The 24,306-nt window shown below is 67.5% G+C and carries 22 protein-coding genes and 1 pseudogene; 15 read left to right on the top strand and 8 right to left on the bottom strand.

Going from position 1 to position 24,306, the window contains the following annotated elements; genetic code table 11:
• Window positions 1-2: 2 nt before the first annotated feature.
• The 3 genes from ABID97_RS22600 to ABID97_RS22590 form a co-directional block, all read right to left on the bottom strand.
• Window positions 3-980: a DMT family transporter gene (locus ABID97_RS22600; RefSeq protein ID WP_354400899.1), complete on the bottom strand. Its 978-nt coding sequence runs from the start codon at window positions 978-980 to the stop codon at window positions 3-5.
• Complete coding sequence (locus ABID97_RS22595; RefSeq protein WP_354400898.1) at window positions 977-1,834, bottom strand: 3',5'-nucleoside bisphosphate phosphatase; 858 nt, start codon at window positions 1,832-1,834, stop codon at window positions 977-979. The genes ABID97_RS22600 and ABID97_RS22595 overlap by 4 nt, the downstream gene beginning before the upstream one ends.
• Window positions 1,835-1,930: 96 nt before the next feature.
• Complete coding sequence (locus ABID97_RS22590; RefSeq protein ID WP_354400897.1) at window positions 1,931-2,965, bottom strand: transporter; 1,035 nt, start codon at window positions 2,963-2,965, stop codon at window positions 1,931-1,933.
• A gap of 151 nt (window positions 2,966-3,116) precedes the next feature.
• On the opposite strand from ABID97_RS22590, the gene ppk2 reads away from it, so the two are divergent.
• On the top strand, window positions 3,117-4,037 hold the full coding sequence (gene ppk2 / locus ABID97_RS22585) for a polyphosphate kinase 2 (protein WP_354400896.1): 921 nt from the start codon (window positions 3,117-3,119) through the stop codon (window positions 4,035-4,037).
• Between the two features lie 48 nt (window positions 4,038-4,085).
• Complete coding sequence (locus ABID97_RS22580) at window positions 4,086-5,150, top strand: extracellular catalytic domain type 1 short-chain-length polyhydroxyalkanoate depolymerase (protein WP_354400895.1); 1,065 nt, start codon at window positions 4,086-4,088, stop codon at window positions 5,148-5,150.
• On the opposite strand, the gene ABID97_RS22575 is transcribed toward ABID97_RS22580, so the two are convergent.
• Both ABID97_RS22575 and ABID97_RS22570 read right to left on the bottom strand, forming a co-directional pair.
• The gene (locus tag ABID97_RS22575; protein ID WP_354400894.1) at window positions 5,147-5,584 is read right to left on the bottom strand and encodes a hypothetical protein; all 438 of its coding nucleotides are present in this window, start codon (window positions 5,582-5,584) and stop codon (window positions 5,147-5,149) included. The genes ABID97_RS22580 and ABID97_RS22575 overlap by 4 nt on opposite strands.
• Window positions 5,559-6,236, bottom strand: coding sequence for a nucleotidyltransferase domain-containing protein (locus ABID97_RS22570; RefSeq protein WP_354400893.1), 678 nt, complete (start codon window positions 6,234-6,236; stop codon window positions 5,559-5,561). Before ABID97_RS22570 ends, ABID97_RS22575 begins: the two co-directional genes overlap by 26 nt.
• Before the next feature lie 158 nt (window positions 6,237-6,394).
• On the opposite strand from ABID97_RS22570, the gene urtA reads away from it, so the two are divergent.
• The 12 genes and pseudogenes from urtA (at window position 6,395) to ABID97_RS22510 (ending at window position 20,216) form a co-directional block, all read left to right on the top strand.
• Entirely contained in the window at window positions 6,395-7,663 is a 1,269-nt protein-coding gene (gene urtA / locus ABID97_RS22565) for an urea ABC transporter substrate-binding protein (RefSeq protein WP_354400892.1), read from the top strand.
• A gap of 193 nt (window positions 7,664-7,856) precedes the next feature.
• Window positions 7,857-9,404 (top strand): urea ABC transporter permease subunit UrtB, encoded by a 1,548-nt coding sequence (gene urtB / locus ABID97_RS22560; RefSeq protein ID WP_354400891.1) that lies wholly within the window; start codon window positions 7,857-7,859, stop codon window positions 9,402-9,404.
• Complete coding sequence (gene urtC / locus ABID97_RS22555; RefSeq protein ID WP_354400889.1) at window positions 9,401-10,621, top strand: urea ABC transporter permease subunit UrtC; 1,221 nt, start codon at window positions 9,401-9,403, stop codon at window positions 10,619-10,621. The genes urtB and urtC overlap by 4 nt, the downstream gene beginning before the upstream one ends.
• Window positions 10,618-11,496: an urea ABC transporter ATP-binding protein UrtD gene (urtD, locus tag ABID97_RS22550; RefSeq protein WP_354400888.1), complete on the top strand. Its 879-nt coding sequence runs from the start codon at window positions 10,618-10,620 to the stop codon at window positions 11,494-11,496. Before urtC ends, urtD begins: the two co-directional genes overlap by 4 nt.
• A 12-nt stretch (window positions 11,497-11,508) precedes the next feature.
• On the top strand, window positions 11,509-12,201 hold the full coding sequence (urtE, locus tag ABID97_RS22545; protein WP_354400886.1) for an urea ABC transporter ATP-binding subunit UrtE: 693 nt from the start codon (window positions 11,509-11,511) through the stop codon (window positions 12,199-12,201).
• A gap of 121 nt (window positions 12,202-12,322) precedes the next feature.
• Entirely contained in the window at window positions 12,323-13,579 is a 1,257-nt protein-coding gene (locus tag ABID97_RS22540) for an MFS transporter (RefSeq protein ID WP_354400884.1), read from the top strand.
• A gap of 126 nt (window positions 13,580-13,705) precedes the next feature.
• Window positions 13,706-15,262, top strand: a complete 1,557-nt coding sequence (locus ABID97_RS22535) for an alkaline phosphatase D family protein (protein WP_354400882.1) — start codon at window positions 13,706-13,708, stop codon at window positions 15,260-15,262.
• Between the two features lie 86 nt (window positions 15,263-15,348).
• Window positions 15,349-16,360: pseudogene (locus tag ABID97_RS22530) on the top strand (aldo/keto reductase).
• A 35-nt stretch (window positions 16,361-16,395) separates the two neighbouring features.
• Entirely contained in the window at window positions 16,396-17,334 is a 939-nt protein-coding gene (locus tag ABID97_RS22525; RefSeq protein ID WP_354400880.1) for a DedA family protein/thiosulfate sulfurtransferase GlpE, read from the top strand.
• Window positions 17,335-17,391: 57 nt separating this feature from the next.
• On the top strand, window positions 17,392-18,756 hold the full coding sequence (locus tag ABID97_RS22520; RefSeq protein ID WP_354400879.1) for a cache domain-containing protein: 1,365 nt from the start codon (window positions 17,392-17,394) through the stop codon (window positions 18,754-18,756).
• A 14-nt stretch (window positions 18,757-18,770) separates the two neighbouring features.
• On the top strand, window positions 18,771-19,415 hold the full coding sequence (locus ABID97_RS22515) for a response regulator transcription factor (RefSeq protein ID WP_354400878.1): 645 nt from the start codon (window positions 18,771-18,773) through the stop codon (window positions 19,413-19,415).
• A gap of 186 nt (window positions 19,416-19,601) precedes the next feature.
• Window positions 19,602-20,216 carry a DUF938 domain-containing protein gene (locus ABID97_RS22510; protein WP_354400877.1) on the top strand — a complete coding sequence of 205 codons (615 nt, stop codon included), beginning with the start codon at window positions 19,602-19,604 and terminating at the stop codon, window positions 20,214-20,216.
• Window positions 20,217-20,230: 14 nt separating this feature from the next.
• Here ABID97_RS22510 and ABID97_RS22505 read toward each other — a convergent pair whose 3' ends face one another.
• Window positions 20,231-20,797 carry a hypothetical protein gene (locus ABID97_RS22505; RefSeq protein WP_354400875.1) on the bottom strand — a complete coding sequence of 189 codons (567 nt, stop codon included), beginning with the start codon at window positions 20,795-20,797 and terminating at the stop codon, window positions 20,231-20,233.
• A gap of 175 nt (window positions 20,798-20,972) precedes the next feature.
• Between ABID97_RS22505 and ABID97_RS22500 the strand changes: the two genes are divergently transcribed.
• Entirely contained in the window at window positions 20,973-21,767 is a 795-nt protein-coding gene (locus ABID97_RS22500) for an SDR family NAD(P)-dependent oxidoreductase (RefSeq protein WP_354400873.1), read from the top strand.
• Between the two features lie 8 nt (window positions 21,768-21,775).
• On the opposite strand, the gene ABID97_RS22495 is transcribed toward ABID97_RS22500, so the two are convergent.
• A complete protein-coding gene (locus ABID97_RS22495) occupies window positions 21,776-23,347 on the bottom strand; it encodes a serine hydrolase domain-containing protein (RefSeq protein ID WP_354400872.1) in 1,572 nt (523 codons plus the stop codon).
• Window positions 23,348-23,514: 167 nt separating this feature from the next.
• Window positions 23,515-24,306, bottom strand: coding sequence for an extensin-like domain-containing protein (locus ABID97_RS22490; RefSeq protein WP_354400871.1), 792 nt, complete (start codon window positions 24,304-24,306; stop codon window positions 23,515-23,517).

The following is a 24,306-nucleotide window of genomic DNA, read 5'->3' as shown; positions in this document are numbered from 1 at the left end:
GATCAGGATTCCGCCGGTTCGATGGGCACGCGGCGCTCGCGCACCGTGAGCCAGGCGCCGGCGGCGCCGCACACGGCGATCATCGCCATGCCGATGAGCGAGAAACGGTCGGGCACATGCGAGAAGACGAGCCAGCCGCCGAGCATGGCAAAGGCGATCTGCGCGTAGAGATACGGCGTGAGCGTGGAGGCCGGCGCGCGCTGGTAGGCGAGGATGAGAATGAAATGCCCCACGGTGCCCATGAACCCCATCAGGCACAGCAAGGCCCACCAATGCCACGACGGCAGCGCGGTCCACACAAAGGGCAGGGTCAGCGAGGCAATCAGCGCGCCGACCCAGCCGGTGTAGAAATGCATGGTCAGCGGGTTCTCGGTTTGCGCCAGCTTGCTGGTGAGCACCTGGAACCATGCATTGGTCAGCACCAGCCCCACAGGCAGCAGCACGGCCCAGCTGAATGCATCGCCGCCCGGCCGCAGGATGACCAGCGTGCCGATGAAGCCTCCGGCCACCAGCGTCCAGCGCAGCGGCGAGACATATTCCTTGAGCGTGGTGGCCGCTAGCAGCGTGATGACCAGCGGCGCAATCAGCACGATCGACGTGAACTCGGCCAGCGGCATGTAGCGCAGGCTCAGGAAGGCCAGCGTGCTCGACACCAGCAGCAGTGCGCCGCGCAGCAGCTGGTAGCGCGGGTGCTGCGTGCGCAGCAGTGCGGTGCCATGCCGCGGCAGCAGCACCGCGGTGGTGGCCACGGCCTGGAAGGCATAGCGGAACCACACGCCCATGAGGATGGGCACGGCGGCGGTCGAAGTCTTAGTGGCGGTGTCGAGCGTGGCAAAGCAGGCGACGGCCACCAGCACCAGGCCGATGCCCGCGAGGATGCGTCCGGACTCCGCGTCGCGCGCTTGGCGCGAAGCGGCGCGGGCGTTCGCGAGTGCCGCTGTGGCTGCGCTGTCGGTGCCGGGCCCGGGGCTCTGGCTCACTGCTGGATTCGGTCGCTGAGCAGTTCCCACACCGGCGTGAGCGCGCCGGGCAACGGTGGCAGCTTGCCGAGATCGCAATGGCTTTCGCCCGGGCTGTGGAAATCGCTGCCGCGCGAGGCGGCGAAATCGAATTCGAGCGCCTTGTCGGCGTACTCGACGTATTCGGCTGTCGTATGGCTGCCGGTGACGACCTCGATCGCCCGTCCGCCATGCGCCTTGAATTCGAGGAACAGCGCGTATTCCTCGTTGGCGGTGAACTTGTAGCGCCCGGGATGCGCAATGACGGCCATGCCCTTGGCGGCCGTGATCCACTTCACCGCATCCTTCAGCGACGCCCAGCGGTGCGGCACGTAGCCGGGCTTGCCTTCTGTCAGGTACTTGCGGAACACCTCGGAGGTGTCGCGGCAGTGCCCCTGCTCGACCAGGAAGCGCGCAAAGTGGGTGCGCGAGATCAGCTCGGGGTTGCCGACGAACTTGAGCGCGCCTTCGTAGGCACCGTGGATGCCGACCCTGGCCAGCCCCTCGGCCATTTCCTGCGCGCGCTTGCCGCGGCCGCCGCGCGTGTCGTACAGGCCCTGGGTCATCGCGGCGTCGTCCGCGTCGAAGCCCAGCCCGACGATGTGCACCGTCTCGTTGGCGAAAGTGACCGAGATCTCGGTGCCGGTGAGATAGCGCAGGCCGTTGGCGCGCGCAGCGGCAGCCGCGCGGTGCTGGCCGCCGACCTCGTCGTGGTCGGTGAGCGCCCAGAGCTCGACGCCGTTGGCTGCCGCGCGCGCGGCCAGTTCTTCGGGCGTCAGCGTGCCGTCGGAGACCACGGAGTGGCAGTGCAGATCGGCGTTGAGAATGGTGGACACATCGTCATTCTATTGGGTCTGGAAATCGATGCGGGCGCATGGATGCTATTGGGGTTGCTATTAAATAAATAGCATTACTGCGCGTGCCGGCGCGGTTCAGCGCTTCTTGCGGAAAGCTGCCCAGGCGGCCGCGGCGGTGAAACTCGCGACGATCGCCACCACGATCCAGAACCCGTGCTTGTGCTCGGCCAGCGGAATGCCGCCCACGTTCATCCCGAACAGGCCCGCGAGGATGTTGATCGGCAGCGCGAGCACGGTCACCACCGTGAGCACGAACAGGCTGCGGTTGTTGTCCTCGTTCACGTTGGCGGCAATTTCTTCCTGCAGCAGCTTGATGCGCTCCTGCAAGGCCTGCATGTCGCGCAGAACCACCGAGAACTCCTCGGTCGAGCCGCGCAATTCCTGCACGTCGGCCTCGGCCATCCACGCCGGTGGCCCCTGAAGCAGGCGGAACAGGGCCGCGGGCTCGGGCGCCAGCAGGCGCTGCAACCGCACCAGCAGCCGGCGCAACACCCCGAGCCGCGCGCGCTTGTGGTCGAGCCGGCCGGCCAGCAGCTCGTCCTCGATGCGGTCGATGCGCGACGTGACGCCGCGCACGATCTTCACCAGCACGTCGGCCTGTGCGCGCAGCAGGTGCTCGAGCAGTTCGGTGCTGGAGCGCGGCGCGTCGCCGGCCTTGACGGCCGTTCGCAGCGCATCGACCGAGCGCAGTGGCTTGGCGCGCGCCGTGACCACCAGCCGCGGGCCCACGCTGATCCAGAGCGTGGAGATGTCCGACGGCTCGAAGCTGAACTCGAAGTGCACGTCGTTGATGACCGCGATCAGCGAATCGTCCGCACGCTCGATGCGCGTGGAGGGCAAGCCCTCGTGCAGCGTTTCGTAGAAGGTGTCGGAGAGCCGCGCGTGGCGCAGCAGCCATCGCTCAGCGTGCGCATGGCTCAGGTTGAAATGCAACCACAAGTAGGCGGGCTCTTGCGATGCGGGCGCGCCGGTGCCCAGCCAGGCCGCAGCCTGGGCCGAATCGATCGCGCGCACGGGCTCCGGCGCGCCGGCGTCGAACAGGTAGCCGCAGATCAGCCCGGCTTCGTCGCCGCCGTAGGAGTTGGCGGCCAGGTCATGGAGTGCCGGCAAGGTGCGAGTGGGTCAGGGAAGACGGGCGAATGGTTGGCCCGATGGTGTTCGCGCCACATGACAACTTCGTGTCCATGCGCCGCGGTCCGTCACGCGACGGTCATGTGCGGCGGGCAGCATGCCTTGTCCACCTCTTCCTACCTGCCCTGCCATGATGCTGACGAGCGCACTTCCCGACCACGAAGACCTGATGCAACGCATCGCACGCGACCTGATCGACAGCTATGACGAAGAGCTCGAGCTCGAGATCGAGGACCGCGGCATCGATGGGCTGGAACCCGCGGCGCACCCGGGCGACAAGGCTGCGCGGCAGGCTTACTTCAAGGAGCTGTTCCGGCTGCAGGGCGAACTCGTGAAGCTGCAGGACTGGGTGCAGCACCACAAGAAGAAGGTGGTCATCCTGTTCGAGGGCCGCGACGCGGCAGGCAAGGGCGGCGTGATCAAGCGCATCACCCAGCGGCTGAACCCCCGCGTGGCGCGCGTGGCCGCACTGCCCGCGCCCAACGACCGCGAACGCACGCAGTGGTACTTCCAGCGCTATGCCGCGCACCTGCCGGCCGCCGGCGAGATGGTTCTGTTCGACCGCAGCTGGTACAACCGCGCCGGCGTGGAGCGCGTGATGGGCTTTTGCACCGACGACGAGTACGAGGAGTTCTTTCGCACCGTGCCGGAGTTCGAGAAGATGCTGGTGCGCTCGGGTATCACGCTGATCAAGTACTGGTTCTCCATCACCGACGACGAGCAGCACATGCGCTTTCTCGGCCGCATCCACGACCCGCTCAAGCAATGGAAGCTCAGCCCGATGGATCTGGAGAGCCGCCGCCGCTGGGAGGAATACACCAAGGCCAAAGAGACCATGCTGGAGCGCACGCACATTCCCGAAGCGCCCTGGTGGGTGGTGCAGGCGGTCGACAAGAAGAAGGCGCGCCTCAACTGCATCAGCCACCTGCTGGCCCAGCTGCCCTACCAGGAGGTGCCGCATCCGCCGGTCGAACTGCCGGCGCGGGAGCGCCATGCCGACTACCTGCGCCAGCCCGTGCCAGCCCACATGATCGTGCCGGAAATCCACTGAGCCCTGCGGCCGTTTGGCCGGCCGGCGCTTTGCCCTCACACTGCGCCCATGGTCCGTCGTTCCACCGCAACCCTTTTCGCCCGCGCCTACGAGCGCAACCTGAAGGCGCTGACCAAGCTCACGCTCAGCAACAGCAAGCGCGTGACGGGCCAGGTCAAGCGCGCCACCGCCAAGCGCCTGAAGCCGCCGCCGGGCCGGGGCGACTGGCTCAGCGGCGTGGCGCTGGGCCCGGGCGGCGCGCGCGGGTATCACCTGTTCCGGCCTGCGGACCTGAAGCTCGCTGCGGGTGAAAAGCTGCCGCTCATGGTCATGCTGCACGGCTGCGGCCAGACGGGGCGCGACTTCGCGGCCAGCACGCGCATGAATGCGCTCGCCGTGCGGCAGCGCTTCCTGGTGCTCTACCTGGAGCAGGACAGGCTCGCGCATCCCCAAGGCTGCTGGAACTGGTACGAACGCCGCTCGGGCAAGGCCGACGCGGAGGCCGGCACGCTGATGGCCGCCGTCGACCAGGCCTGTGTGCTGTACCCGGTGGACCGCGAGCGCATTGGACTGGCGGGCCTTTCGGCGGGCGCCAGCATGGCCGCGTTGCTGGCCACGCGCTATCCGCTGCGCTTCAAGGCCGTCGTCATGCATTCGGGCGTGGCGCCGGGCGCGGCCAAGTCTTCGGCCACCGCCCTGGGCGCCATGCGCGGCCAGCACACGCCCCCCATGCCATCCACCGCCGTCGGCAAGGCCATGGGCGCGGCCGCCGTCTTTGCGACCTTGCCGCCGATGCTGGTGTTGCACGGCACCGCCGACGGGGTGGTGGCGCCCAGCAACGCTGTCAACAGCGCGGCCGTGTGGGCCACGGCCCTGGGTGCGAACCCGGGCAAGCCGCGCACGCTCCAGCGCGGCAAGCGGCACCCCATGCAGGTCACCGAGTTCCGGCGCAAGGGCCGCACGCTGGTCACGCTGTGCGAGATCGCGCGCCTTGGGCACGCGTGGAGCGGCGGCGCCTCGCGCCTGCTGTTCAGCGACCCGGAGGGGCCTGACGCCACGCGCATGGCGTGGGCCTTTGCGGTCGCGCAGTTCAAGCGCGAGGCCGCAAATTCGATCAAGCCCGCGAAAGCCTAGTCCTGCGTGGGCGGCGGCAGTTCAGAGAGCTTCGAGGCCACGCGCACGCATGCGGCGATCAGGTCGCGAACGATGCGCTCATCCACATTCATGTCGCCTTCGTATTCACCGAGGTTTCGTATTTCGTGGCCTTTGGCCAAGACCCTCCACACCTCGGGGCCCAACTCCAGCGTATGAGGCAACACCTGGAAGACGATGAAGCGGTTGCTCGACCGGTAGCCATGCCAGCGCAGCGCTGCGAGGCACATGGCATGCGCTGCGTTGTAGGCGAGATCGAACCGGCCTTCGACGGAGATCTGCATCACCTGGGCATCCGCCAGGCGTGCAAGGCCGGAACGCAACAGGCCCGCGAATTCGCGAGCATCCGGGGGTTCTGCGGCGAGCGGCTTGGCCGGGCCGCAGAGGTTCTCAAGCGGGGAGGTCACGCGCGTCACCGATGACCCAGAGCTTGGGCTGTTCCATGACGCGCTTCACGAACGACTCGCCGTCTTTGTGCTTTCGCATCAGTTCTTTTCTTGTGAACATGGTCGGGTTCACTGTACGGCCAAGGCGTGCCGACACTGCATCGAGGGCAAGAAACAGGTCCGCATACGCAAGTTTTTCACTGATCAGCAGCAAGTCGATGTCGCTGGCAGCCGTGTCTTTGTTCTTGGCTACCGATCCGAACACGAAGGCGGCTTCGATTTGCGCGGCAAGCGGTTCCAAGGCTTCGCGCAGCGGACCTGCAAGGCCGAAGGTCTTGCGGACAATGCTGCTCAACTCGTCGTAGATCGGCGCCGCGGCGTTCGCTTGGTAGTGCTTCTGGTTGCCTACGCGCGATGTGATGAGCAAGCCGCTGGCGGTCAGCTGCTTGAGTTCGCGCTGCACCGCGCCGGAGCCTGCGCCCGTGAGCCTGATCAATTCGGTGGCAAAGAAACTGCGGTCCGGCTGCCCGAAAAGATAGCCAAGCACACGTTGCTGGGTGGACGTGAAAAGGGCGTCCGCCAAGCTAGTGCCTTTCTGGATCTGCGCGGCGGACGACAAGGACTTACCCATTCTGGGCATTTTAAAGCCCAAAATGGGCTTTATGACCTCGAGTGACTTCACGCTAACGCATGAACGAGCCGGAGTGCGGATCCGTCGCCTGAGTACCTCCGTGTACGCCACCCGGCGTATTTCTGGCAAGCGGGCGAATCCGCAGACTCTCTCCATCGTCCGGCAGGCCCGGCGACAAAGGTTTCAACCACCCTGGAGCAGGAGTCCACATGCAACGTCGTTTCACACTCAAGGCGCTCACCGCCGCCGTCGCCCTGGCCAGCATCTCCGCTGCGCCGGCCTTTGCCGCCGACACCATCAAGGTCGGCGTGCTGCATTCGCTGTCGGGCACGATGGCCATCTCGGAAACCGTGTTGAAAGACACCGTGCTGATGGCCATCGAGGACATCAACAAGAAGGGCGGCGTGTTGGGCAAGCAGCTGGAGCCCGTGGTGGTCGACCCGGCTTCCAACTGGCCGCTGTTCGCCGAGAAGACCAAGCAGCTGCTCGGCCAGGACAAGGTGTCGGTGATCTTCGGCTGCTGGACCTCGGTCTCGCGCAAGTCGGTGCTGCCGGTGGTCGAGGAAATGAACGGCCTCTTGTTCTACCCCGTGCAGTACGAAGGTGAAGAGCTGTCCAAGAACGTGTTCTACACCGGTGCGGCCCCCAACCAGCAAGCCATTCCGGCCGTCGACTACCTGATGAGCAAGGAAGGCGGCGGCGCCAAGCGCTGGGTGCTGCTGGGCACCGACTACGTGTACCCCCGCACCACCAACAAGATCCTGCGCGCCTACCTCAAGAGCAAGGGCGTGAAGGACACCGACATCGACGAGAAGTACACCCCCTTCGGCCACAGCGACTACCAGACCATCGTCGCCGACATCAAGAAGTTCTCGGCCGGCGGCAAGACGGCCGTGGTGTCGACCATCAACGGCGACTCCAACGTGCCGTTCTACAAGGAACTCGGCAACGCCGGCCTCAAGGCCAAGGACGTGCCCGTGGTGGCCTTCTCGGTGGGTGAAGAAGAACTGCGCGGCGTGGACACCAAGCCGCTGGTCGGCCACCTGGCCGCATGGAACTACTTCATGTCGATCAAGAACCCGACCAATACGGCGTTCATCAAGCAGTGGAGCGACTACGCCAAGGCCAAGAACATCGCCGGCCACAAGGACAAGCCGCTCACCAACGACCCGATGGAAGCCACCTGGATCGGCATCCACATGTGGAAGCAGGCCGTGGAGAAGGCCAAGAGCACCGACACCGACAAGGTGATCGCCGCCATGGCCGGCCAGACCTTCACGGCGCCCTCGGGCATCGTGTCGAAGATGGACGAGAAGAACCATCACCTGCACAAGAGCGTGTTCATCGGCGAGATCAAGGCCGACGGCCAGTTCAGCGTGGTGTGGAAGACGCCGGGCCCGGTCAAGGCCAAGCCATGGAGCCCGTACATCGAAGGCAACGACAAGAAGCCTGACCAGCCGGCTGGCAAGTCGATGTAATTTCATCGGAAAGCCCTTTGCCTTGCTCCCTCTCCCCTTGGGGAGAGGGCAGGGGTGAGGGCAGCGGCGGTCATCGGGCCGCCGCGTCTTATGGAAGGCCCCCGGCCCTCACCCCAACCCTCTCCCCGGGGGGAGAGGGGGCAACACGAAATTGAACATGCTTCGACGACCCCTTCACTGTGCACTCGCCGCCATGCTCTTCATGGCAACGGCCGTCCACGCGCTGACCGCCGACGAAGCCAGGGCCATCGCCTCGGGCGAATCCGAATCGCGCATCACCGCGCTCAACAAGGCCGTGCTCACGGCCGACGATAAGACAGCGGCCTTCATCCAGGCCATGTCCGACGACACGGTCAAGTACACCGAAGACAAGGTCTTCGTGATGAAGGACGACAAAGGCTACGACCCCGTGACCGGCGCCGAAGTGAAGGTGCCCGACACGGCCGAGGACGTGGTCAACAACAACCTGATGCGCGGCGCGCTCGATGCCGCGCAGGCCGCGCTCAAGCTCACGAGCAAGGACGACGCGGTTCGCGCCGAAGCCGCGCAGGCGCTCTTCAAGGAGCCCGACGAATCGCGCATCCCGATGGTCGAGAAGGCGCTGGCCGCAGAGACCAACCCCGCCATCAAGGCGCAGCTCCAGCTGGTGCGCGCCGCCGGCATGCTGACCAGTGCCGACAAGGCCAAGCGCCTGGCCGCGGCCAAGGAACTCGGTGCCAACAGCAGCCCCGACACCAAGCTGCTGCTCAACCAGCGGCTCGCCGACGAGACCGAGGCCGACGTCAAGGCCGCCATCGTCGCCTCGATCGCCAGCATCGACGGCTCGCTGGTGTGGGGCGACCGCATCAACGCCGTGTTCAGCGGCATCAGCCTGGGCTCGGTGCTGCTGCTCGCGGCGCTCGGGCTGGCCATCACCTACGGGCTGATGGGTGTCATCAACATGGCGCACGGCGAGCTGATGATGATCGGTGCCTATGCCACCTACGTGATGCAGGGCATCTTCCAGCGCTACATGCCCGAGGCGGCTTTCGGCTGGTACCTGGTGGCCGCCATTCCGGTGGCGTTCCTTGCATCGGCGCTCGTGGGGGCGGTGCTCGAACGCGGCGTGATCCGCTTCCTCTACGGCCGGCCGCTGGAGACGCTGCTTGCCACCTGGGGCATCAGCCTGATGCTGCAGCAGCTCGTGCGCTCGCTGTTCGGCGCGCAGAACGTCGGCGTCGAAAACCCGGGCTGGATGAGCGGCGGCTTCACCATGCTGAGCAACGTCACGCTGCCGTGGAACCGCATCTGCATCATCGTCTTCGCGGTGCTGGTGCTGCTTGCGATGGGCTGGCTCATCGGCCGCACGCGGCTGGGCTTGTTCGTGCGCGGCGTGACGCAGAACCGCCCGATCGCCTCGTGCATGGGCGTGAACACCGCGCGAATCGATACCTACGCCTTCGCGCTCGGCTCCGGCATTGCCGGCCTCGCGGGCTGCGCGCTGAGCCAGATCGGCAACGTCGGGCCCGACCTCGGCCAGAGCTACATTGTCGACAGCTTCATGGTGGTCGTGATGGGTGGCGTGGGCCAGCTCGCGGGCACGGTGTACGCGGCCATGGGCCTGGGCATTCTCAACAAGTTCATCGAAGGCTGGGCGGGTGCGGTGCTCGCCAAGATCGCGGTGCTGGTCTTCATCATCATCTTCATCCAGAAGCGTCCGCAAGGCATCTTCGCGATGAAGGGCCGGAGTGCAGAGGCATGAGCAAGGTCGTATTGCCAACCAAGGGGCCGCTTCTGAGCGGCAAGGGCTGGACAGCCTTCTTCGTCGCGCTGATCGTGGTGTGCGCGGTGGCACCGGTGCTCAACATGGTGGTGCCTGCCGGCAGCCCGCTGCACATGAGCGACTACGCCGTGGCGCTGGTCGGCAAGATCATGTGCTACGCCATCTGCGCGCTGGCCATGGACCTGATCTGGGGCTACACCGGGATTCTCTCGCTGGGCCACGGGCTCTTCTTTGCGCTGGGCGGCTACATGATGGGCATGTACCTCATGCGGCAGATCGGCCGCGACGGCAACTACAAGAGCGACCTGCCGGACTTCATGGTGTTTCTCGACTGGAAGACGCTGCCCTGGCACTGGACCTTCAGCGACAGCTTCATCGCCACGCTGGTCCTCATCGTCGCGGTGCCGGGGCTCATTGCCTTCGTCTTCGGCTTCTTCGCGTTCCGCTCGCGCATCAAGGGCGTGTATTTCTCGATCATCACGCAGGCCATGACCTTCGCGGCGATGCTGCTGTTCTTCCGCAACGAGACGGGCTTCGGCGGCAACAACGGCTTCACCGACTTCAAGCGCATCCTGGGCATTCCAGTTGCCACGCAGGAGATGCGCATGACGCTCTTCGCGCTCACCGGCCTCACGCTGCTCGGCTTCTTCCTGTTTGCCCGCTGGCTCATCGGCAGCAAGTTCGGCCGCGTGCTGCAGGCCATCCGCGATGCGGAAACGCGCGTGATGTTCTCGGGCTACAACCCGCTGCCCTACAAGCTCACGATCTGGGTCATTTCGGCCATCATGTGCGGCGTGGCGGGTGCGCTGTACGTGCCGCAGGTCGGCATCATCAACCCCGGCGAGATGAGCGCGGCCAACTCCATCGAGATCGCGATCTGGGCCGCGGTCGGCGGGCGCGCGACGCTCATCGGGCCGATCATCGGCGCCTTCATCGTCAACGGTGCGAAGAGCTGGCTCACGGTGGCCTACCCGGAATACTGGCTGTACTTCCTCGGCGCCTTGTTCATCGCCGTCACGCTGTTCCTGCCGAACGGCATCGTGGGCCTGGTACGCAAGTGGCTGTCCCGCGAGAGGAAGCTGCCGAGCGCCGGCCGCGAAGAAGCGCAGCGCGCCGTCGCCGCCGCGCAAGGCATGGAGCCGGAGGTGCTGCACGTGCCGCTGGTCGCGCCCGAAGCGAAGGGAGCGCGCGCATGACGCCCGACCTGATGGAAGCCGGCGCGGAGCGCGCCGCACGCGCGAAGGGCCTGCACCCGATGAGCGGCAGCACCGAGTCGGGTGGCCGCTCGGCCGGCTTCGGCCGCATCGCAACGCCGGGCGAAGTGGACGTGACGCACGGCCGCATCCTGTACCTGGAAGACGTGAGCGTCAGCTTCGACGGCTTCAAGGCCATCAACAAGCTCTCGCTCGACATTGCGCCGGGCGAACTGCGCTGCATCATCGGCCCGAACGGTGCGGGCAAGACGACGATGATGGACATCATCACCGGCAAGACGCGGCCCGACGAGGGCACGGTGTTCTTCGGCAGCACCATCGACCTGCTGCGCCACCGCGAGGCCGACATCGCGCAACTGGGCATCGGCCGCAAGTTCCAGAAGCCGACGGTGTTCGAGCACCTCACCGTGTTCGAGAACCTCGAGCTCGCGCTCAAGACCAACAAGGGCGTTCGCGCGTCGATGCTGTTCCGGCTCGACTCGGCGCAGAGCGACCGGCTGGCCGAGGTGCTCCACACCATCCACCTGTCCGACAGCGTGTCGCGCCTGGCCGGCAACCTGAGCCACGGACAGAAGCAGTGGCTGGAGATCGGCATGCTGCTGATGCAGGACCCGAAGCTGCTGCTGCTCGACGAGCCCGTGGCCGGCATGACCGACGAGGAAACGGCCCGCACGGCAGAGCTGTTTCTCACGCTCAAGGGCAAGCATTCGCTGATGGTGGTGGAGCACGACATGAGCTTCATCCGCACCATCTCCGAGATCGTGACCGTGCTGTGCGACGGATCCGTGCTGGCGCAAGGCACGCTGGACGAAGTGCAGGCCGACGAGCGCGTGATCGAGGTTTACCTGGGCCGCTGAGGAACCGATGCCATGCTGACAGTCAAGAACATCCACCAGTACTACGGCGGCTCCCACATCCTGCGCAACGTGAGCTTCGAGGCCACGCTGGGCAAGGTCACGGTGCTGCTCGGCCGCAACGGCGTCGGCAAGACCACGCTGCTGAAATCCCTGATGGGCCTGGTTCCCATCAAGAGCGGGAGCATCGAGCTGCAGGGCAAGCCGATCCACAAGGCGACGCCGTATGAACGGGCAAGGGCGGGCATCGGCTTCGTGCCCCAGGGCCGCGAGATCTTCGCCCGCCTCACCGTCGAGGAAAACCTGCGCATGGGGCTGGCCTACAAGAGCGGCAGCACGCCCGTGCCGGCCGAGCTGTTCGAGTTGTTCCCGGTGCTCAGGCAGATGATCAACCGCCGCGGCGGCGATCTCTCGGGCGGGCAGCAGCAGCAGCTGGCCATCGCGCGTGCGCTGGCACCCAGGCCCAAGCTGCTGATCCTGGACGAGCCGACCGAAGGCATCCAGCCCAGCATCATCAAGGACATCGGCCGCGTGATCCGCATGCTGGCCGACCGCGGCGACATGGCCATCGTGCTGTGCGAGCAGTACTACGACTTTGCGCAGGAACTGGCCGACGATTACCTCGTGATGGAGCGCGGCGAAGTGATTGCGCGTGGCCTCGGCAAGGACATGGAAGCGCAGGGCGTGCGCCAGCTCGTGGCCATCTGATCGGGTCCGGGCCGCATAGCGGTACCGGCCGCACATCGACAGCGTATCGGCAGGGATTCAGGGTTTACCCTAAAATTCGGCTTCTGCCCGCGTCGCCGGGCACCCTCCCAGGAGCCCGGCCTTGAACGCCTCCCCACCCGCGCTGGACAGCGCGGACACCGACCTTTCCGCTTCGTCTTCCGCCTCGCGCGCCAACTTCATGCGTGCCGTGCTGGCCCTCGGGGTCGGCGGCTTTGCCATCGGCACCGGCGAGTTCGTGATCATGGGCCTGCTGCCCGAGGTGGCACGCGACATCGGCGTCACCATTCCGCAGGCCGGCCACGTCATCAGCGCCTATGCGCTCGGCGTGGTGATCGGCGCCCCGGTGCTCGCGGTGCTGGCCGCGGGCTGGCGCCGCCGCGCGCTGCTGATCGCGCTCATGGCCGTGTTTGCCGCCGGCAACTTCGCCAGCGCCATGGCGCCGGGCTACATGTCGCTCAACCTGCTGCGCTTTGCGACCGGGCTGCCGCACGGCACCTACTTCGGCGTTGCCGCGCTGGTGGCCGCCACGCTCGCGCCGCCGGGGCGCCGCGCGCGGGCGGTGGGCCTCGTGATGCTGGGGCTCACGGGCGCCACGCTGGTCGGCGTGCCGATCGCCGCGTGGCTCGGGCAGCTTTTCGGCTGGCGCGCGGCCTTCGTGTTCGTGGGCGTGATCGCGCTGATCGCCATGGCGCTGCTGCGCCGCGACATCCCCGACCTTGCCGCGCCCGCGGGCGCGAGCCCCTGGCGCGAGCTTGGCGCGCTGAAGCGCAAGCAGGTGTGGTTCACGCTCGGCATCGGCGCCATCGGCTTCGGCGGCATGTTCTCGGTGTTCAGCTACATCAAGCCCACGCTGATCGAAGTGGCCGGCCTGCCGCTGGGCGGCGTGCCTTTCGTGCTCGCGCTGTTCGGCCTGGGCATGGTCACCGGCAACATCGTCGGGTCGCGGCTGGCCGACAGGTCGCTGATGCGCACCATCGGCGGCCTGCTCGTGTATGCGGCGCTGGTGCTCGCGGCATTCACCTTCGCGGCGCACAACGTCTTCACGGCGGCGTTCAACGTGTTCCTCATCGGCACCACCGTCGCCATCGGGCCGGCCCTGCAGATCCGCCTGATGGACGTGGCCGGCGACGCGCAGACGCTTGCCGCCGCGCTCAACCACTCGGCCTTCAACATGGCCAATGCGCTTGGCGCGTGGCTTGGCGGCGTGGCCATTGCAGCGGGCCTCGGCTGGACATCGACCGGCTGGGTCGGCGCCTTGCTGGCGCTCGCGGGCGTGGGCATCTTCGGCTGGGCCGTGATGAGTGCACGCGCGAGCGTGCAGCCCGGCGGCGCCCAGCGCGCGACGGGCATTTTGTAAAGCGCAAAGGCCGCCGGAAAGCCTCGCGTCATGGGCGCGAAGTGATTGCACAATGGCGCCCACCATGCCCATGCACCTGCTCGCCACCGTCCGACCCATGCGGGCGCGTCCCGTGCGCAGAAGCGAATGAACGCGGCCCGGCCTGTCTCGCAAAAGCGCCGACTGCTGATCGGCGGGATGGCCGCCGCATCGCTCGGCCACCCGTTCCTGCGGCTGAACGCGCAGCCACAAAGCGCGCGCGAACTCTTCACGCTCGGCGTGGCATCGGGCAGCCCGCGGCCTGACGGCGTGGTGCTGTGGACCCGCCTCGCACCCGATCCGCTGCAGGGCGGCGGCATGGGCGAGGCGCCGGTCGAGGTGCGCTGGGAAGTGGCGCACGACGAGAACTTTGCGCGCATCGCCGCGAAGGGCAGTGCCACGGCCGATGCGTCGCTCGCGCATTCGGTGCATGCCGAAGTGCAAGGCCTCGCGCCGGGTCGACCCTACTGGTATCGCTTCACGGCCGAAGGCGTGCGAAGCCCGGCCGGCCGCACCCGTACCGCACCGGCCGAAACCGACGCCTCACCGCAGCCGCTGCGCTTTGCCTTCGCGTCGTGCCAGCAGTACGAGCAGGGCTACTACGCGGCCTACCGCGACATGGCCGAGCAGCCATTCGACTTCGTCGTGCACCTGGGCGACTACATCTACGAAAGCTCGTGGGGATCGCGCCACGTGCGCCGCCACCAGGGCGGCATTCCCACGCAGCTCGCGGAGTTTCGCGATCGCCATGCGCTCTACAAGACGGACCCGCAGCTGCAGGCCGCGCACGCCGCGTTCCCCTGGCTCGTGACCTGGGACGACCACGAGGTGGCCAACGACTACACCGACGACGTGTCGCCGCGCACCGCCGATCCCGCGCAGTTTCTGGCCGTTCGCGCCGCGGCCTACCAGGCGTGGTACGAGCACATGCCCGTGCCTGCCAGCATGCGGCCGACCGGCGCCGCGGCCACCATCTACGGCCGCCACCGTTTCGGCCGCATGCTCGACGTGTTGCTGCTCGATGGGCGGCAGTACCGCTCGCACCACGCTTGCCTGGCAGGCCGCAGCGCCTCGCCGCTGGCCGACTGCGCCGACCGGCTTGCGCCCGAGCGCAGCTTCCTCGGAAAGAAGCAGGAGGCCTGGCTGGCGAACGAACTGGCCGCGCCGCCCGCGCGCTGGACCGTCATTGCGCAGCCCACGCTGATGGCCGAGGCCGACCGCAAGCGCGGCCCCGCGCATGGGTATTGGATGGACGGCTGGGACGGCTACGCCGCGTCCCGCGCGCGGCTGCTCGACAGCGTGGCCGCCATCAAGGCGCGCGGTGGCGATGCACTGGTCATCAGCGGCGACGTGCATGCCTTCTGGGCCGCCGACCTGCGCCGCGAGCCGCAGGGCCCGGCGGTGGCGACCGAATTCGTCGGCGGCGCCATCACCTCCGAAGGGCCCAGCGCCGCCAACGTGGCCCATATGCTCGCGAAGAACGAACACCTTCGCTACGGCCGCGGCGACAAGCGCGGCTATGCGCACATGGCACTCGACGCGCACGGCTGCACGGTCGAGTTCCGCGCCGTGGAAGACGAAAAATCCGCGGACAGCGCGGTGAGCACGATGGCCCGCTTCGCGGTGGAGCGCGGCGCGCCCGGCGTGCACCTCGAAGCGACCTGAATCCCGGGCCGCCAGCAGGTTTGCGCGGCCGTGTCTATGATGGCCGCCGCCCTTTCTCTCCGTCATCTCCCTCGATCGAGACCACCATGAGCATCCCCACCACCCGCCTCGGCCGCACGGGCCTCACCGTGTCGCGGCTTGCGCTCGGCACCATGACATTCGGCCTGCAGACCGACGAGGCGGTGTCGCACCGCATCCTGGACAAGGCCGCCGAAGGCGGCATCAACTTTCTCGACACGGCCGACGTGTACCCGCTCGGCGGCACTGTCGAAACCACCGGCCGCACCGAGGAAATCATCGGCCGCTGGTTGCAAAAGCAGGGCCCCACGGGCCGTCGCCGCTTCGTGGTGGCGACCAAGGCGGTCGGCAAAGGTCGGCCCCAACAGCTGGGACCAGGGTGCCTCGCGCAAGCACCTGCTCGATGCCATCGACGCCTCGCTCCAGCGTTTGCAGACCGATCATGTCGACCTGTACCAGCTGCACAGCGACGACCGCGAGACGCCGCTCGAAGAGAGCCTGGAGGCGCTCGACGTCATCGTCAGGTCGGGCCGCGCGCGCTACATCGGCGTGTCCAACTTCCTGGCCTACCGGCTGGCGCGCGCGCTCGGCAGGGCCGAGCTCCACAAGCTCACGCGCTATGTGTCGGTGCAGCCGCGCTACAGCCTGCTGTTCCGCGAGATCGAGCGCGAGCTGCTGCCGCTGGCGGGCGAAGAGGGCCTGGGCGTGATTCCCTACAACCCGTTGGCCGGCGGCCTGCTCACCGGCAAGTACAAGCCCGGCGCCAAGCCCGAGGAAAACACGCGCTTCACGCTCGGCACCGCCGGCGGCATGTACCAGGACCGCTACTGGAACGAGCGCAGCTTCAACACCGTGACGCAACTGCACCAGCTGGCCGACGAAGCCGGCGTGCCGCTCGCGACGCTGGCCGTGGCATGGGTGATGGCGAACCCGCTGATCACCGCGCCGCTGCTGGGCGCGAGCCGGCCCGAGCAACTCGATGCCACGATCGCGGCGGCCGACTACAAGCTGGACCCCGCGCTGAAGCAGAAGCTCGACGAGCTTACGGCCGACTACCGCAAGGGCGACGCGCCACGCTAGGCCTGTCGAGTGAAACCCAATCCCGCGCTGCTGCCATGGCACAGCTGATGTCGCTGCTGGTGCAGAACGCGATCGCGATCGTCTTCGCGGCGAGCTTTGCCGCGCGGCTCGGATTGCCGGTGCCCGCGGCCGCGGTGCTGGTGGTGTCCGGGGCGCTGCTGGCGGCGGGCAGCGTGTCGGTGGCGGGCGTGGTGATGGCGGCGGTGCTGGCCAACCTGCTGGGCGACGGCGCCTGGTTCTATGCCGGGCGCCGCTTCGGCTACCGCTTCATGCGCCTCCTGTGCCGCATCTCGCTGTCGCCCGACTCCTGCGTGCGGCGCGGCGAATCGCTCATCGGCCGCTGGGGCGGGCTCTCGCTGGTGGCCGCCAAGTTCGTGCCGGGCGTGTCGGTGGTTGCGCCCCCGATGGCCGGCGCACTGGGCATGCCGGTGTGGCGCTTCATCGTCTTCGACATTGGCGCGGCACTGGTCTGGACCGGGGTTTTCCTCGGGCTGGGCTGGGTGTTTCGCGACCAGATCCAAGAGGTGCTGGCCATGCTGGCCCAGGCCGGCGGCATTGCCACCCTGGCGCTGGCGGTGGTACTGGCCGTGATGCTGGCGGTGCGCTTCTGGCGTCGGCGTGCGTTCATGCGGCTCACCGGCATGCCGCGCATCACCGTGGACGAACTGCACGAGCTGCTCGCGGGCGAGACGCCGCCGCTGGTGATCGACGTGCGTGGCGAGGCCGGCGTGCAGGTCGATCCGCGCCGCATTCCCGGTGCGTTGCCCTACACGCTCAAGGCGCTGCAGCAGCGCCATGCGGAACTGCCGCTCGTCGGCGGGCGCGACGTGGTCCTCTATTGCAACTGCCCCAACGAGGTGTCCGCGGCCCAGGCGGCACGCGTGCTGCTGGCCCGTGGTGCGCGGCGGGCCCTGCCGCTGACAGGCGGGCTCGACGCCTGGGTCGCGTCGGGCCGGCCCACCAGCGTGCATTGAGTGAACGCCCGTCAGGCGGCGGTTCGCGGCCGCACCCGGTGGTAGTCTTGCCCCCCGATGAACCTCCGCACCAAGATCGTCGCGCTGGCTGTGGCACCGCTGCTGGTGGCGCTGGTGCTGGTGGCCCTGGCGGTGCGCCACCAGGAACATGACCTCGCCCGGCGCGAGCGCGCCCTCATCGAGAAAAGCTACATGGACCAGCGGCGCAGCGAACTGCGCAGCTATGTCGACCTGGCCGTGAGTACCGTGCGGCCGCTCTACGACGCCGGCCAGGACGACGAAGAGACCCGCACCGAAGCCCTGCGCCGCCTCGCCGCGCTCGACTACGGCGACGACGGCTACTTCTTCGTCTACGACATGCAGGGCCGGTCGCTCATGCATTCACGCCAGCCCGACCTCGTCGGCAAGAACCTCTGGGACCTGCGCGACGCGCACGGCCGCTTCACCATCCAGGACCTGATTGCGGGCGCACGCGCGGGCGGCGGCTACGTCGAGTACGAGTGGCGCAAACCGTCCAGCGAGCAGATGGCGCCCAAGCTCGGCTACGTCACGGCGCTGCCGCGCTGGAACTGGATGGTCGGCACCGGGCTGTACCTGGACGACATCGAAACGACCATGAAGGCGCTCGACCGCCAGATGAGCGCTAACGTCACCACCACGCTGCTCTGGATCGCCGGCATTGCGGCGCTGTGCCTGGCGGTGGTGAGCGCCACCGGGCTGCTGCTCAACCTCAGCGAACACCGCGTGGCCGAAGCCAAGCTGCGGCTGCTCGCGCGGCGCGTGGTGCAGTCGCAGGAAGAAGAGCGCGGCCACCTTGCGCGCGAACTGCACGACGGCACCAGCCAGACCCTGGTGTCCGCCAAGCTTCTGATCGAATCCGCCGTGGAAGCGCTGCTCCGCGACAGCAAGGCCGCGCCGCCCGCACTTGCGAAGGCGCTGCAAAGGCTCAACGATTCGCTGCTCGAAGTGCGCCGCATCTCGCACCGCCTGCGGCCCGCGTTGCTCGACACGCTCGGCCTGCCCGCTGCGCTCCAGCGCCTGGGCGACGAGTTTGCCGAAGAGGGCAGCATCGATGCATCCATCATGATCGAAGGCGAGGCCTACGAGCTCTCGCAGGAAGCCAAGACCGCGCTCTTCCGCGTCACGCAAGAGGCGCTCACCAATGTGCGCAAGCATGCCAAGGCGCACCGCGTGCACATCGACCTGGGCTTCTCCGACGTCGAAGGCGTGCGCCTCAAGATCGGCGACGACGGCATCGGCTTCGACGTCGACGCCATGCAACTCGATCCGCGGCGCGGCATCGGCCTGCGCAACATGCGCGAGCGCATGGAGTCCATCGGCGGGCGCCTTCGCGTGACCTCCGGCGAAGGCGGAACCACCATCGTCGCCGAAGTGCCGACCCACAGCGCAAAGCCGGAGTAGGCCGCAGTCAGACCATGGCAAACCAACACGCCCCGCCCATCCGCCTGTTCCTGGTCGACGACCATCCACTGGTGCGCGACGGCCTGCGCGCACGGCTGGGTGCCATGCCCAATCTCGAGATCGTCGGCGAAGCCGGCAGCGCGGCCGAGGCGCTGGCGCTGGTCGATTCGCTCCAGCCCGACCTGCTGCTGATGGACGTGGGCATGAAAGACATGAACGGCATCGACCTGGCCGCGCTGGTGTTGCAACGCCAGCCCGCGCCGCACGTGGTGATGCTCAGCATGTATGACAACCCCGAGTACGTGCAGAAGGCGCTGCAGGTCGGCGCGCGCGGCTATGTGCTGAAAGACGCGCCAGCGGCCGAGATCGTCGCAGCCATCGAGGCCGTGTCAGGCGGCGGGACTTTCCTGAGCCCGGCCGTGTCGAAGAAGCTGTTCCGCAACCAGGCGCCCAGGCCGCTGCTCACGCCGCGCGAGAGCGAGATTCTCAGCGCACTAGGCCGGGGCGAATCGAGCAAGCAAATTGCGCGCGACCTGGGCCTGAGCGTGCGCACCGTGGAGGCGCACCGGCAGAGCATCAAGCGGCGGCTGGGCATCGAGGGGCAGGCCGAACTCATCAAGTATGCGGTGGAGCATGCGAGGGAGTTTGGGCGGGAGTGAACTGTTGCCCGCCGCGTGTTGGCGAAACGCTCCGGGTCAGGATTTCGCACCATCGGCACATTTTCTTCCCCCTTATGTAAGCACGCGGTTTTCGTGTGCCTGGCTCATGGTCTTCTCGCTGCACCGACGCATCGTCGGATACCCTCCTGCTTACCCCTGCCGGCCCCGCTCCGAACCTGCATCCAAATGCCCAATCTCCCCCACAGTCCCGCCGCCGACCGCAACAAGCAGCCCATCCTCGATGCCCTGAAACGCATCCTCGGCGATTGCGGCATGGCGCTGGAGATCGCTTCCGGTACAGGCCAGCACGCGGCGTGGTTCGCGGCATGCATGCCTCGATGGACCTGGCAGCCCACCGACGCCGATGCGCGCATGCTTCCCGCGCTCGCTGACCGGGTCGCGGAAGCCGCGTTGCCCAATCTGCGCCCGCCGCTGCTGCTCGATGTGATGGCGTCGCGCTGGCCATTGCGGGGCGATGAACAGGATGAGCGGTTCGATGCGATCTACTGCGCCAACATGCTGCACATTGCGCCTTGGGCCACATGCGCCGCGCTGATGCAAGGCGCCGCGCGGCATCTGCTTGCCGGCGGGCTGCTGATCACGTACGGGCCTTACTTCGAAGATGGAGTGCCGACCGCGCCGAGCAATCTGGCGTTCGACGAAGACCTGCGTGCCCGCAATCCCGATTGGGGCATACGCCGCCTGGAAGACGTGGTGGCAGTGGCCCATCGCTCAGGCCTCGCATTGCGGGAGCGGCATCCCATGCCCGCGAACAACCTTCTCCTGGTCTTTGGCCTTTGAGGCGACAAGGGTGGTCAGGGGCATTTGGCACGAAAGCCATCGACCACTTGTCCGAACAAGCGCGCCGAGGCTTCCCTGTCGGGCCGGCAGATCAGCAGCAGGCCGATCAGCTTGCGGCTGGAGACATAGCCGAAGTAGAGGAAGAGGCGTTCGGCGTTGACTTCAACGGCATAGGTCATCTCCGTTCCCTTGCCGTTCGGGTGCGGCCTCACCATCCACCGAAGCACTTCCACGCCGCCGGGGCACTGCTGCCTGTACGCCGCGATCTGCCCGTTCATGTTCGTCTCGGCCACTTTGGAGCCCTGGTCTTCCGCGATCGAGAAGAGGCCCAGCTTGACGACGATCGTTGCACCTTCCTCCTCCGACCGGAAGGTGAAGGTTCCGGCTTCCGCGCTTGGCACCGCCTTCCAATGGCCGTCGAGGTCGAGGGAGAACTCGTCGTAGGAATGCCGCGCAATGCCGCCGGAATGGATTGCGCCAGGGAGCAAGGCAGCCGGCGCTGAGAACGCGTAGTTGAGCTTCGACGCGGACTGCTCCTTGACGCATGGGTACGTACCCGGCTCCTCGACATGCGTTGCCATCGGCATCTCCTCCTGAAAGTTATTTGCGTGAGGAGTATCTCGCGGGGGTGACATTTTCCTAGTCGGGAGATCGCGGGTCGACGTGACTTTTGGCACGGAATAGCATGAACTCCTAGACTCTTCCTCCAGCAGCGCTTCGATGCCCGGCAACAGATAGTCCACCGCAAAGATACCCATGACCAATCCCTCCACCCCCTCCCGCGTCGCCGTCGTCACCGGCGGCGCGCGCGGCATCGGCCTGGCGATCGGCCGCTGGTTCCTCGCGCATGGCTACAACGTCGCGCTGCTCGACATCGATGGCGTCACGCTCGACCAGGCGGTGGCCGGCCTGGCCGAGCCAGAGCGGGTGCTTGGCTTGCATTGCGATGTCTCGGACCCTGCGCAGGTCGGCCGTGCGGCGGAGGCGGTCGTCGTGCGCTTCGGGCATGTCGATGCGCTGGTCAACAACGCGGGGATTGCGGTGTTCAAGCCGGTGCTCCAGACCTCGTTCGAAGAATGGCGCGCGGTGCTCGCAACCAACCTTGACGGCGCGTTCCTGTGCACGCAGGCGTTCGGCGCGTTGATGGTGGCGCGCGGGCGCGGGGCGGTGGTCAATGTCGCGTCGATCTCGGGCCTGCGCGCGAGCACGCTGCGCGTGGCGTACGGCACGAGCAAGGCGGCGCTGATCCACCTGACGAAGCAGCATGCGGTGGAGCTGGGCAATGCGGGCGTGCGGGTGAACGTGATCGCGCCGGGCCCGGTGGAAACCGAGATGGCCAAGCTGGTCCACACGGTGGCGATCCGCTCCGACTACTACGACACCATTCCGCTGGGCCGCTACGGCACGCCGGAAGAGATGGCCCACACGGTCGGCTTTCTGTGCAGCGACGCGGCGAGCTACATCAATGGCCAGGTGATCGCCGTGGATGGCGGCTTCGACGCCGCAGGAGTCGGCCTGCCGACCTTGCGCAAGGGACCCGCTGCGGCCTGACCGGCAGATCAGCGCACGCGCGGAACCGCGGACGTCAGCAGCGCAAGTGCTTGGTTCAGCGTGGAGGCCGCGAAGCGTTCTCCCTTCGAGTACCCGATGCGCACCACGATGAGATCGTGCGACGGCACCACGACCACGAACTGGCCTCCGGCGCCAAGCATGTAGTAGGCCGACGTCGGCACCGACAGCGCGCCCGTTCCGTTGAGCCAGAAGAAGCCGCCATAGATCGGGCGCTTGTCCGCGGCCCATGCCGGTGCCACGCTGCTCACGAAGTTGACGAAGCCTTCGGGCAGGAGGCGCTCGCCGTTCCACACGCCGTCCTGCAGATAGAGATTGCCAAGGCGGGCCCAGTCGCGCGCGGACATGAAGTCGTAGCCCTGGGTCAGAAAGTTGCCGTAGGGATCGGTCTCGATCACCATCGAGCGGATGCCGATCTTGTCGAAGAGCGCGCGCTGGGGAAACGAGAGGTACTCCTCGCCGCGCTTTTCCACCGCGAGGCGGACCAGGTAGTTGGCAAGCACCGGATCGGTATTGCGGTAGCGGCCCACCGCGCCGGGCGGCCACTGCTGCGGCCGCGTGGCCGCATAGTTGAAGGCGTTGATGCGGCCGGTGTAGTAGTAGATGTGGTCCGGGTAGGTGCCGTTGGGATCGAAGTCCGGGTCGTCCGGCGCCTTGATGCGCAGCCCGCTCGACATCTGCAGGATGTCGGAGATCTTGATCTTCTGCCGCTCGTCGCCGGCGGTTTGCCACTCGGGTATCGGCGCGGGCTGGTCGAGCCTGTACACACCCTGCTTGATGAGCACGCCCATCATCGTGGCGACCACGCTCTTGCCCATCGACCACGATTCGAGCGGCGTCGTGGCGCCGATGCCGTTCATGTAGCGCTCGGCAATGATGCGTCCCTTGTGCGTGACCACGAAGGCCGATGTGTAGGCCTCCTGCACGCTGAAGGCGGCCTCCACGGCCTCGTTGACCTTGGCCATGTTGACCTGCGCAGGCGGCGCGTCGCCGGGCAGCACGTCGCCCATGGGCCAGGGTTGCGTCGCGGGATCGGGCAGCGTGCTCGTCACCACCACGGGCGTGAAGAACACGTCGTCGCGGCCGGCCGGCAGCGTGACGCAGCCCTGCGAGCCGAAGTGGCGCGCCACCAGCGTCGGGCCATTGGGAATCGAGATGCGGACTTCTTTCCTGGCGCGGTCGACCACCGGCTTGCCGACGTTCTTGCGCTGGTCGTACGGCCCGACGAAGTAGCCCAGGCTTTCGGCCGCAACGTCGGGGTCGATGCCGGTGATGAACACCGCGGAGCACATCGCCTTGGCATAGCCGGAGGTGTTGTGCTCCAGCACGTTGCCGGGTGGCGGCACGTAGGGCGTGTTGATTTCGAGGGCCCGTGCGCGGGCGATGAGCGCCTCGCGTTCGGGCAGCTGCGCCGTGGTGGGCGGCGCGGGCGCGATTGGAAGGCCGATGCCTGCGCCACCCCCACCGCCGCCGCCACCCCCGCCACCGCAGGAGGCCAGCACGACGGCAAGGCCGAAGGCCGCGGCAATGGTGGCGAGTGAATGGCGGAGCGAGCACTTCATGGGCGGGTCCTTGGGTCTTCGCGGGAAGCGATGGATGTGCCGCAAGCAGGGTCGGCACCCGCGGCATTCTGTGTGAATACCCTGCGGCCGGCCAGCGCTTTTCAACGGCCGCGCATGCGATGTAGCTCCAAGGTTCTCACCGGTGCGGGCAAGCCGGGCCGACGTTGTCAACGGCACATGTCGTAGCCGCCGGTCTCCAGGTGCAGGTGGTCGCGGTGCACGGCGTTGTAGTCGGGGCCGAGCACGCCATTGAAGAAGCGGCAGGCGCCGCGGTGCGCGTCGAGCAGCAGCATCGCCGCGGGATCGCTGGTGGTCTCGGCACCGGTGGCCGCACGGTCGCGGGGCCAGGCTTGCAGCACGGTGATGCGCCTGCCATCGGCCAGCACGAGGCCCGCCACATCCAGCGCATCGGCCGTCGCGTGCCGGCTGCGCGACGCACCGGGCACGGCGCCTTCGCCGCGGTTCACGTTGCGGCAGGCATAGCTGCCGAGGTGGTCGATGGCCACCACCGGCTGGCCGAAGCGCTGCATGGCGGCGGGCTGCAGCGCGTGCGTCTCCCACATGAAGAAGGACAGCGCCATCGGGCAGCTGAGCGAGGGTGCGGTCCCCAGGCGCACGCCGGCGGAACGCAGCCTCACGGCGTTCTCGAAACCGCAGCCGGGGCCGGTGACGCGATCGGGCAGCCGGTCGTACTGCATGCCGGTTTGCGCCAGCGCCGCAAGGCAGCGCGCCGGGTCGCGGCGCGCACGCGAGAGCTTGAAGCCGGTCAGCCAGTCGGGTGGGGCGGCCACGTCCAGCGGCGCCCACGGGTTGAAGCGCTCCGGAATCTCGACGGCGCCGGTGGCGACGGCCCACGCAGCCACCGCGCCCAATGCGAGCGCGGCGCAAGCCATGGCCGCGCCGAGCCGGCGCTTGCGGCGCGATGCCGTCGGCTCGACCGGGTCGTCGGAAGGCGCCAT

The organism is Variovorax sp. OAS795 (assembly GCF_040546685.1).
GTDB lineage: Bacteria > Pseudomonadota > Gammaproteobacteria > Burkholderiales > Burkholderiaceae_C > Variovorax.
Note: the sequence above shows the minus strand (reverse complement) of the source record. Positions and strands in the feature narration are given on the sequence as shown.